General features: G+C 73.6%; 7 protein-coding genes. 3 read left to right on the forward strand and 4 right to left on the reverse strand.

Features of this window, described 5'->3' with window-relative positions; translation table 11 throughout:
- The first annotated feature begins 20 nt into the window (after window positions 1–20).
- Window positions 21–773 carry an ABC transporter ATP-binding protein gene (locus WMF26_RS23550; protein ID WP_437948364.1) on the forward strand — a complete coding sequence of 251 codons (753 nt, stop codon included), beginning with the start codon at window positions 21–23 and terminating at the stop codon, window positions 771–773.
- A 174-nt stretch (window positions 774–947) separates the two neighbouring features.
- Here WMF26_RS23550 and WMF26_RS23555 read toward each other — a convergent pair whose 3' ends face one another.
- Window positions 948–1868, reverse strand: a complete 921-nt coding sequence (locus tag WMF26_RS23555; RefSeq protein WP_438002119.1) for an LpxL/LpxP family acyltransferase — start codon at window positions 1866–1868, stop codon at window positions 948–950.
- A 364-nt stretch (window positions 1869–2232) separates the two neighbouring features.
- On the opposite strand from WMF26_RS23555, the gene WMF26_RS23560 reads away from it, so the two are divergent.
- A complete protein-coding gene (locus WMF26_RS23560) occupies window positions 2233–2871 on the forward strand; it encodes a response regulator (protein ID WP_061622272.1) in 639 nt (212 codons plus the stop codon).
- 113 nt (window positions 2872–2984) lie between these two features.
- Here the strand turns inward: WMF26_RS23560 and WMF26_RS23565 are convergent, their stop codons facing one another.
- Together WMF26_RS23565 and WMF26_RS23570 are read right to left on the reverse strand one after the other, a co-directional pair.
- Entirely contained in the window at window positions 2985–3257 is a 273-nt protein-coding gene (locus WMF26_RS23565; protein WP_061622273.1) for a hypothetical protein, read from the reverse strand.
- Between the two features lie 278 nt (window positions 3258–3535).
- A complete protein-coding gene (locus WMF26_RS23570) occupies window positions 3536–4870 on the reverse strand; it encodes a hypothetical protein (protein WP_438002120.1) in 1335 nt (444 codons plus the stop codon).
- Between the two features lie 721 nt (window positions 4871–5591).
- Here WMF26_RS23570 and WMF26_RS23575 point away from each other — a divergent pair.
- Window positions 5592–5888: a KGG domain-containing protein gene (locus tag WMF26_RS23575; RefSeq protein ID WP_061622275.1), complete on the forward strand. Its 297-nt coding sequence runs from the start codon at window positions 5592–5594 to the stop codon at window positions 5886–5888.
- Window positions 5889–6043: 155 nt separating this feature from the next.
- On the opposite strand, the gene WMF26_RS23580 is transcribed toward WMF26_RS23575, so the two are convergent.
- Entirely contained in the window at window positions 6044–10978 is a 4935-nt protein-coding gene (locus WMF26_RS23580) for an Lhr family helicase (protein WP_438002121.1), read from the reverse strand.
- Window positions 10979–11085: the final 107 nt, after the last annotated feature.

The raw sequence follows: 11085 nt of genomic DNA on the forward strand, positions 1-11085 counted from the left end.
CGCCCCCCTCCGCGGCGGCCGTGTCCACGCGACCGATGATCCAGATCGAGCAGCTGACGAAGAGCTTCGGGGGCATGCCCGTCCTCCGGGGCGTCGACCTCGACGTGCCCGCCGGCTGCCTGTACGGCCTCATCGGCCCGGGCGCGTCGGGCAAGAGCGTGCTGCTCAAGATGATCACCGGGCTCCTGCGGCCGGATCGGGGGCGCGTGATCGTCGACGGCAAGGACGTGCACGCGCTGAGCGAGCTGGAGCTGCAGACATTCCGGCTCAAGTTCGGGATGCTGTTCCAGAACAACGCGCTGTTCGACTACATGACCGTGGGGGAGAACATCGCGTTCCCGCTGCGCCGGCTCTACGACCTGAGCGAGGAGGAGATCGAGGAGCGCGTCGCGGAGCGGCTCCGGGCGGTGTCGCTCGCGGGGTTCGAGGAGCGGACGCCGGCGGGGCTGTCGGGCGGCCAGAAGAAGCGCGTCGGCGTGGCCCGGGCGACGATCGCGCGGGGGGAGATCGTCCTCTACGACGAGCCGGCGGCGGGGCTGGATCCGGTGACGTCGCAGCGGATCTTCGATCTGCTGCGCGCGGAGCAGCGGGCGATGAACGCGACCGTGGTGATGGTCTCGAGCGACCTCGATCGGCTGCTCACGGTCACGGACCGGGTGGGGATGCTGTACCGCGGGAGGCTCATCTTCGACGGCACCACCGAGGAGGCGAAGGCGAGCGACGATCCGCGCGTGCGGCAGTTCGTCCACGGGCTGACCGAGGGGCCGCTCTAATGGTGTCTCTTGGCCATTCACCTATGATCGTCTGAACGAGGTTCCAGATCGCGAGGCCTGCCAGCGTGGCTTTTACGATGATTGAAACGGGTCATCGACGCTGGTTTGAAGACGGATGAGCGGGGACGGGGCTTCGCACATCGCGCCTCGGGGGCTTCACCCCCCATCACGCGGCTAGCCGCTCTCCGCCGGGGCGACGGGGCCTTCGCCGGTGAAGTGGAACCACTGCGTGGGGTGGGCCCGGATGAAGCGCTCCATCGCGGCCATCATCTCGGCCGCCGCGCGGTCCCGCTCCTCCTCGGTCGGACGGCGGGGGAGCCAGATCGGCGGCGCCACGACCGCCTCGTACTCGAGGAACCCCAGGCGATGCGTGAACACCGGCAGGATCGGCGCGCCGCTCAGCGCGGCCAGCGCGATCGGCCCCTCCGGCGCGCGCCAGCGGGCGCCGAGGAAGGTGACCTCCCGGCTGCGCATCCCGGGCGGCACGCGATCGAGCTGCATCGCGACGACGCCGCCGCGCTGCAGGTGCTTGAGCAGCGGCAGCGCGTCCAGCGGCCCGTCGCCGATGTGCACCACCTGGACGCCATCGCGCTGCCGCGCCGCGTCCTGGATGGCGCGCGCCTCGGCGTCCCGTTCGCGCTGCATCGCCAGCATGACACCCCCAGGGTGCACCACGCCCAGGATCTGGCCGGCGATGTCCCAGCCACCCGTGTGCGCCGTGACGATGAGGACACCCCGGCCAGCCGCAGCACACGCGTGGTAATGCTCGACACCCCGGGATCGCCGCTCGACCGTGTAACCGCGGCCGCTCGCGAGCAGCAGCGCCTCGGTGATGCAGCTGCCGTAGGTGGCGAACACCGCGGCGCTGTCGAGCACGTCGGCGACGCGCGACCTCGGCCCGCGCACCCGGCGCAGGTTCTCCTCGACGCGGCGGCGCAGCTCGGGGAGCGCGGCCGCGAAGAGCACCCCGAAGACCGGAGGGCTGTGGCGCACCCAGGGCTCCGGCCCGCGCGTGACGCCCGCGGTGAGGGCGCGACGCCAGAAGGCCGAATCAGGTCGTAAACGGGAGAGGAGCGCGCCGCGCAGACCAGGCATGGGGCCGCCTATCTACCGCAAACATAACGGGCGAGGGAGAGGCATCGACCCAGAGCCGCACCGCCATGACTCGACCGGAGCAGCCGGCGCCGCGGCCGACAAGGCCGCCCGGGGCTCGCGCGACGCCGCGCTCCCGGACGAGGTTGCGAGGGCCGGTGCGCCCACGCCCGAGCGACGACGTTCCAGGCGACATCGACCGCCGCGCCCGATTGACCTCCTCGCTCGTCCAAGGCGATTGCGCGAGGAGCCGCGCGCGGCTCTCAGACATGACATCGCGCTCTCCAGGCGCTCCCTTACGTAGAAAACAGGTTCATGGAGCACAAAGCATTCTGTTACAAGGCCCTTTGGCAAGGGGGGATTCGATATGAATATCCTGCTCGTCGATGACCAGAACGTCGTTCGGGAGGCGCTCGCGCACGCGCTCGCATCGCAGCCAGGGGTGAGCGAGGTCGTTCAAGCCGGAAGCGGGCAGGAGGCGCTCCGGGCGCAGCAGAGCCGCCGCTGTCAGGTGGCGATCGTCGAGCTCGGCCTCGCCGACCGCAGCGGCGTCGAGCTCATCCGGGAGCTCAAGAACATCGCGGAGCTCCGCGTCATCGTGCTCTCGATGCACCGGGACGAGTTCCGGGTGGCCGAGGCCATGCGGGCCGGCGCGGACGGGTACCTGTCCAAGCAGAGCCGGCTCGCCGATCTCACGGAGGCGCTGCGCACCGTGGCCCGGGGACGCACGGTCGTGTCGCCCGACGTGAGCGCGGCGATGGTGCGCGCGCTCCAGCGCCGCGACGCCGCCGCCCAGGGAGACATGGTGGCCGCGCTGAGCGACCGCGAACGGCAGGTGCTCCGCCTGCTCGCGATGGGCCGCTCGGCCAAGGAGGTCGCCGCGCAGCTCTCGATCAGCGTGAAGACGGTCGAGACCCACCGGGCACGCCTCTGCGCGAAGGTGGCGACCCACAGCGTGGCCGACCTGACCCGCCTCGCGGTGCGATCGGGCCTCGTCGAGGCGTAGCCCCCATCGAGGGCGAGCTCCCGGCGAGCGCCGGACGCTCGCTCGCGGCCCGCGCGACGCGCCGCGGCGGCGACCTGGGCCGCGGCTACGCCGCCGCGGCTACGCCGCCGCGGCTACGCCGCCGCGGTGGCGGCCCGCGGAGCGGCCCTGAGCGCCGGCAGCGTCTTTCCGATCAGCGCCGAGCCGATGGCGAATCCCGAGAGCGTGAGCCGCATGCGGAGCACGTCGACCATGCCCTGGCGATGGAGGACCGTCAGCGTGCCGCGGATGTCCCGGCGGCGAACGCGCAGCTTCTCGACGAGCGTCTCGAGGGTCTCGACGCGTCCTTCGCGCTGGGCAACGGCAAGCGCCTGCAGGAGAGTTGCGGCTAAAATTTTCTTGTCCATGAGAGCACCCTAAGAAGCGTCCCCATGGAGTGCCCAATTTTCGGTGACGATTTTTGATGCTGAAATACCGCTCGCCCGTTGGAGGACGGGCCCTCCGGACTCTGCTCATCCTGCGCCCGATACCCACGTACGTGCCCTCAGGGAACGCCAGGCCACGATGTGTTCAGGCGGCCGCCATCCGCAGGCGGGCCTCGCAGGAAAGACGCTCTCGACGCGCGCGGACGAGCGCGCTCGCCGGGCGGCGGGCCAGCGAGCCGCCGCGGCGCGGCGGAGGACGGTTACAGCTTGCCCCGCGTGTAGGCGCGCTGGAGCGTCAGCCTGGGGGGACCGGACGAGAGCTCGAACGCCTCCGGACGGCCGTCCGGCGCGAGGCTGCCCACGAGGCGCATGGGCCCGAGCGAGACCGTGACCGAGCCCGACGCGTCGCGGGCGTACTGGACGTCGACGGGCTTGGTCGGATCGACGGAGGGCGCATACTCCTGCTGCTTGAAGTCGAACGAGCCCTTCTTCTTGAGGAGCCGGGAGAGCTCGGAGGCGGTGGCGACCGGCGAGGCGAGCCACGCCTTGGCCGAGGGGGTGAACGTCCCCTGGACCTTCTTGCCCTCGACCTCTCCCGAGTACTCGTATTGATGGTTCGCCTTCTGCGACAGCTCGATCCGGTGGTTCACCTTGCCCGCCGACGATTCGATCCAGACGCCTCCCTTGATCCGGCCCTGGGCGTCGATGAGCACGTTCGAGGCGTCGTCCTCGATCTCCAGGGACTTCGGGTCTCGCGGCAGGAGGGTGGCCGAGCGCGAGAGCCATCGGCGCTGGCCGCCCTCGTCCTTGAACAGATCGCTGGTCTCGAAGCCGACAGGGGCCTTGTCGATGCGCAGGATCAACGTGTCCGTGTACTCGGACTTCGGCGCAGCGCTCTTCGCGTCGAAGGAGTCGAAGATCCCCTTGGCGAGCCGCTCGAACGTGCGGACATACCCGACCTCGTCGTGCAGGCAGGCGATGGGGTGCGCCCGGTCCGCGTGCAGCGCGATCTTGAGCAGGCCGGCCGCCTTCCCGGCGGCGGTGGGGGCGAGATAGAGGGCCTGCACGAACACCGCGGGGCTCTCCCGGTGCACGCTGACCTCCCAGGGCACGACGCGGGAGACCTCCACCTTGGCGGGATCGAGGAGCTCGATGAAGTTCCTTATCACCTCTCCCGAGTCGAGCATCGTGTTGTAGACGAAGCACTCGACGGCGCTGTCCGTGCCGAGGGGGATGGTGATGGCGACGAGCTTCTCCTTCGGCTCGATCTTCGGCTCCCCTGCCCCGAACGCGCGCGCCGACCAGTCCGCGGCGCGGACCTCGCGGACAGGGAGGTCGCCGGCCTCGCGGGCGAGCGCCTTCTCGAGATCGAAAGGCGCCTGCGCCGCGGGCTCGGGGCCCGGCGCAGGCGCCTCCGCGGGCGCCGCGCCGGTGGACCCGCCGCACCCGGCGAGGAGCGAGAGGGGCAGCGCGAGGAGGCCCGCGCCGCGCACAGCGCCCGGAGCACGGCCGCGCGCGCCGCGGGGCGAGGATGTCGTCATCGGTGAGATGAGCCGGCCGTCGTCGAGCCGAGCCCCCGGGATCGAAAGCGCCATCGTGAGGATCTCCTGCACGCCACCCCGGCTGCCCGCGACGACCCTCCGCGGGCCGCAGGCGCCGAAATGATGATGCAGCGCAACAAAAGCGGCAGCGGCCTCGCGATGTCAAGACGCGACGCACCAGCGCCGCCTCCCCTCCCGCGACACACACGTGTCAAGGACCTTCGTGGCCGAGCGAGACAGAACCATATCGATAAAAATAAACAGCATCACAAGAACCATTCGACGGAAGCGCGCGCGCCGGTGAGGCGCGCGAACACGCTGGATTTCTCGCTCTCGTCGCCGCCGTGCTCGGGAGATGCCCTAAGCGGGCACGGAGCTCCCTGGAGATCTCATGTGGGTGATAGGTCCTCTCGCCGGCTCGTGCCGATGAGCCGAGACAGACCATCGGAGAATTGCAATGAGAAAATCAGAATGCGCGATGCGTCATTCCGAGGGGCGCGGCGGCTGAGCCCGCGCCAGTTGGGGCGCCTACGCACGTCCGCACGCACAGTGAGGCAGTTTGCCGCATCGCCCCGTCGGTGGATGCGCGTGTTGCCCGGGTGGTCACCGGTTGTCCGGCCTCGACGCTTCGTCGGTTTCGTCCGAGCGCTCGCGCATGGCACCCGCGTTGCAGCACCGTCCAGCGTGGCCGGCAACGCCGGTGCGATGTGGCTACGCAGCAGGTAGTCACGGTCGTCGAGTGACGTTCACGTTGCAATCAATGCGAGGAGTGATCATGGGACAGAGCACCGAGACCAAGCGTGGCTTCGCGGCGATGAACGCGGAGCAACAGCGCCTGATCGCGAGCCAGGGCGGCAAGGCGGCGCACGAGAAGGGCACCGCGCACGAGTTCACGTCCGAGGAGGCGCGCGCAGCGGGCCGCAAGGGCGGCGAGGCCGTCAGCCAGAACCGCGAGCACATGGCCGAGATCGGGCGCAAGGGCGCCGAGGCGCGCAGCCAGGGGAACGGGAACCGAAGGAACCGCGTCGCGAGCCAGCAGATGAAGGCCGACGAGCAGCCGCAGCAGGGCTGAGCCGTCCCAGCGCGCCGCTCGAGATCCCTCCAGCGCCGCAAGGACCACGAAGAGCCGCCGAGGAACCACGAAGGGTCCGTCCCTTCCCGGTTGCTCGGCGGTCCTTTTTGGCAATCACGCCCGGCGGACAGCGCGCGCGGTGATGCGCGCGACCGTCACTCGGGGCCGTCGTCCATCCCCGCACCGTCGTCGAAGTCGTCGAGATCGAGGTCGCCGTCGTCCAGCGCGCCGCCGTCGGCCGCGCGCGCGCCGGCCTCGGCCGCGCTGGCGGGCGCCATCCGCCATCCGCCGGCCTGAGGCCCGGCCGGCCACGAGCGCAGCCCGGGCGGCGGCTTGAAGCCGTCGACCTCGTCCTCGGGCGCGTCGAGCCCCGCCGCCGCCGCGCGGCGGGCCCAGTCGGGCGCGTTCGAGGGCGCCTGCCGCGGCCGCCACGGCCCTCGCTCGGCCGTGGGCGCGCGCTTGAGGTACCCGTGCGACCCGGAGGTGAAGCCCACCTCGGCCAGCGCGCGCGAAAGCGGGGAGCTGTGCGCCGGCTCGCCGTCGATCGTGGCCACGAGCACCGCGCGCCGCCGCCCCTCGGCGACGAGCCCCGCGAGCGCCGACGCGATGGCGTGGATCGCCGCGCCGCGCTCCGGCTCGGCCTCGGGCAGGAACGTGGTGAGGCTCCGCTCGGTGCGGCCCATCCACGCGAGCAGCCGGCCGTCGTGGAGGATCACGAGGGCGCCGGCGGCCCGCTGCGGGCGGACCGGGCCGCGGACCGCGACTTCGGGCGCGCCACCTTCGCGCGCGGCCAGCTCGGGCCAGCGGACGGCGGCGCCCCAGGGGCTCGCCGGATCCGTGGCCGCGAGGACGAGCGTGCGCGGATCGTCGGACGGCTCGCGGCAGGCCCGGAGCCGATCGTCGGCCCCGGGCACCGCGAACTGCGCGGCGCCGAGCCCGGCCACGAAGTAGCCGCGCCGCGCCTGACCGGCCTCCTCCATCGCGCGCAGCACGTCGTACACGGCCGAGAAGCCGCCCGCGAGCCCCTCGACCGCCGCCGCCTCGCGCGTGAGCACCCCGTGGCGCTCGAGCAGCGCGCGGGCGAGCGCCGCGCGGCGCTCGGTCTCGCCGGGGGCAGCGGGCGCGCCGGGCGGGCCTGCCGGCGCGCCGGGGGCGCCGGCAGGCGCGCCGGAGCCGACGGACGCGCCGGGGAACGACAGCAGCGACCAGCGACCTTCGCTGCCCGGCGGGCCGATCCGGCGCGCCCGCAGGCCGGAGAGGCCGCGGCCCGGCGCGGGGCGGTCGCGGTCGCGGCGCCGGCCGCTCGAGCGCGACTCGCGGCCGAGGGCGCGCAGCGGGGCGAGCGTGTCGTTCGTGACCTCGCCGGCCCACACGAGATCCCAGAGCGCCGCGAGCAGATCGGCGCCGAAGGCGCCCGTCTCGCGGGAGAGATCGGAGAAGAAGAGCGCGCCGCGGCGGGCGAGCGCGGCGCGGATGCCCTCGGCCAGCGGGCCCTCGGCGCGGCCGGGCGGCGGGGCGAGGTACGGATAGGCCTCGGCGAGGTAGAGCGCGACGCGGCCGTCGCCGTCGCCGACCGGCTCGACGCCGCGCCAGAGCACCTCGCCGGCCGCGCAGAGCGCGTCGAGATCGCCGGGGCGGTAGCCCTCGACGCGGGCGGGCAGGATCTCGGCCTCGAGGGCGGAGGCCGAGAGCGGCGCGCCCTGGAGCTGCTCGAGCGCCGCGAGCAGGCCGTCGAGGCCACGGCGGCGGCGGTGCAGGTTGTGCCAGTCGGCGAGGAAGCGCGCGTAGGCCTCGGGCGGGACCGGCTCGACCTCGGCGCGCAGCCGCGCGAGCGAGCGGCGCTTCAGCGAGCGCAGCACCTCGGCGTCGCAGAACTCCCGGCCGCGGCCGCCGGGGAGGAACTCGCCCTCGACCACGCGGCCCCGGTCCGCGAGCCGCGCGAGCGCGGCCAGGACCGGCGCGGGCCCGAGGCCGAAGCGCCGGGCCACGTCGTCGGCGCGGAAGGGGCCGTGCGTGCGCGCGTAGCGGGCAACGAGCTCGCCGAGCGGGTCGGCGGCCGGCTCGAGGAACGCGATCGGGAGGCCCGGCGGCGGCACCACGCCGAGCGCGTCGCGCAGCCGGCCCGCGTCCTCGGCGGCGGCGATGCGGCGCTCGCCGCCGAGCTGGACCTCGATGGCGCGCCGGTCGCGGAGGAGCTCGTCGATCCAGGCGGCGGCGCGCTCGCCGGCCGCCTCGGGCGGCTCGTCGGGGCCCGCCGCGCGCCGGGCGATCTCGTCGCGCGTGAGGTCGCCGAGCGAGAGCAGGAGATCGTGCGCCTGGTCCTCGTGCTTGAGCGGCGCGCGGCCGTCGAGGCGCTGGAGCGACGCCTCGAGGGCCAGCACGGCGTCCGCGTCGAACAGCTCGCGCAGCTCGGCCTCGCCGAGCAGCTCGCGCAGGCGGGCGTGGTCGATGGCGAGCACCTGCGCCCGCCGCTCGGCGAGCGGCAGGTCGCCCTCGTAGATGAAGTTGCCGGCGTACGCGAAGAGCAGCGTGGCCGCGAACGGCGAGGGCGCGCGGACGTCGACCGTGAGGACGCGGACCTTGCGCGCGGCGATCTGGCGCAGGAGGTCCTCGAGCGCCGTGAGGTCGAAGACGTCGCGCAGGCACTCCCGGTAGGTCTCGAGCAGGATCGGGAACGAGCCGTAGCGCGACGCGACGGCGAGCAGGTCCGCGGCGCGCTTGCGCTGGGCCCAGAGCGGCGAGCGCTTGCCGGGGAACTTGCGCGGCAGGAGCAGCGCCCTGCCGGCGCACTCGCGGAAGCGCGAGGCGAAGAGGGCGGTGTCGCCGAGGCCGCGGACGAGCAGATCCTCGACCTCGTCGGCCTGCGGCAGGAGCTGCTTCGCGTCGGGGGGCGACTCGGACTCGGGCAGCCGGAGGACGATGCCGTCGTCGGTCCACACGGTGTCGACGGCGAGGCCGAGCTCGAGGCGGCATTTCTCGGCGATGCAGGTCGACAGCGGGGCGTGCACGCGGCCGCCGAACGGCGAGAGGAGGCAGATGCGGTAGTCGCCGACCTCGTCGACGAACCGCTCCAGGACGACGGCGCGGTCGCTCGGGACCTCGCCCGTGGCCGCAGCCTGGTCGCGCACGTACCGGACGAGGTTCCGCGCCGCGCGCTCGTCGAGGCCGTGCTCGCCTTCGAGCGCGCGCTCGGCGTCGCCGTCGGGCAGCGAGGCGAGGCGGCGCGCGAGGGCGCCGATGGAGGCGCCGAGCTCCGCGTTGCGCCCGGCCTGGTCGCCGCGCCAGAACGGCATCTTGCCCGGCTCGCCCGGCGCGGGGACGACGAGGACGCGGTCGTGGGTGATGTCGGTGATGCGCCACGAGGAGGCGCCGAGGAGGAAGACCTCGCCTTCGCGGGCCTCGAAGACCATCTCCTCGTCGAGCTCGCCGACGCGCCGGCCGGGCCGCGCCGCGTCGCCGCCGGAATCGAGGAAGACGCCGTAGAGGCCGCGGTCGGGGATGGTGCCGGCGTTGACGACGGCGAGGCGCTTCGCGCCCTTGCGGGCGCGCACGGCGCCGCCCACGCGGTCCCAGACGATGCGGGGGCGGAGCTCGGCGAACTCGTCGGACGGGTAGCGGCCGGAGAGCATGTCGAGCACGCCCTCGAAGCTCGCGCGGGGCAGGTCGGCGAAGGGCGCGGCCTTGCGCACGAGCGCGAAGAGCGCGTCGACGTGGAGGGTGTCCATCGAGGCGATGGCGACGATCTGCTGGGCGAGGACGTCGAGCGGGTTCCGCGGGTAGAGGGTCGCCTCGACCTTGCCTTCGCGCATGCGGGACGCGGCCGCGGCGCACGCGAGCAGGTCGCCGCGGTGCTTGGGGAAGACGACGCCGCGCGACGTGCCGCCGACCTCGTGCCCGGCGCGGCCGACGCGCTGGAGCCCGGCGGCGACCGAGGGCGGCGCCTCGAGCTGGATGACGAGGTCGACGGCGCCGAGGTCGAGGCCGAGCTCGAGCGACGAGGTCGCGACGATGCACGGCAGGAGGCCGGCCTTGAGCCGCTCCTCGATCTGCTGGCGCTGCTCGCGGGCGATCGAGCCGTGGTGGGCGAGCGCGATCTCGGCGCCCGCGGTGTCGTTGAGGGCCGCGGCGAGGCGCTCGGCGAGGCGCCGGCTGTTCACGAAGATCATCGTGGTGCGGTGGGCGCGGACGAGCTCGACGAGGCGCGGGTGGATGCTCGGCCAGATCGAGCGCTGCGCCGGCTCGGCCGGCCCCTTGAGCGGGCCCTCGCCGGCGCGCGCGGCCTCGGCGAGCTTGGTCATGTCCTCGACGGGCACCTCGATGCGGAGCTCCAGCGCCTTGGGGGCGCTCGCGTCGACGATGGTCACCGGCCGCGGCGCGAAGCGGGCGCCCGCGCCGGCGCCGTCGATCTCGCCGCCGCCGAGCAGCCGCGCGACCTCGTCGAGCGGCCGCTGGGTGGCGGACAGTCCGATGCGCTGCATGGGCGCGGGCGCCGATCGGAGCGCCTCGAGGCGCTCGAGGGACAGGGCCAGGTGCGCGCCGCGCTTGGTCGCGACGAGCGCGTGGATCTCGTCGATGATGACGGTCTCGACGGCGCGCAGCCGGTCGCGCGCGTTGGCGGTGAGGAGGAGGTAGAGCGACTCCGGGGTGGTGATGAGGATGTCCGGCGGCTTCTTGGCGAGCCGGGCGCGGTCCTCGGGCGCGGTGTCGCCGGAGCGCACGCCGACCTGGGGGACCCGGTACGGCAGGCCGAGGCGCTCGGCCGCGGCGGCGATGCCGGCGAGCGGCGCGCGCAGGTTGCGTTCGACGTCGATGGCGAGCGCCTTGAGGGGCGATACGTAGACGACGCGGCAGCGCTCGGCGGCATCCGGCTCGGGCGAGGCCATGAGGCGGTCGATGGCGGCGAGGAAGGCGGCGAGCGTCTTGCCGGAGCCGGTCGGGGCGAGCAGCAGGGTGGAGGCGCCGTCGAGGATGGGAGGGAAGCCCAGGGCCTGGGCGGGGGTGGGCGCGGAGAACGCTCCGCGGAACCACGCCTGGGTGGCGGGGTGGAAGCGGGCGAGCGGATCGGGCGTGGAGGAGCGTTTCTTGGCCATCGGCGGCGTTGCGCGGCGCGTGAAGCCAGCTGGCAGCTGGGCGCGGCGCATCGTCGCGCCTGACTTCATGCGGCCCCGTGTTGAGCGGGCGGCTGCGGGCGATGCAA

Origin of the sequence: Sorangium sp. So ce185, from assembly GCF_051526825.1 — a bacterium.
Lineage (GTDB): Bacteria > Myxococcota_A > Polyangia > Polyangiales > Polyangiaceae > Sorangium > Sorangium cellulosum_D.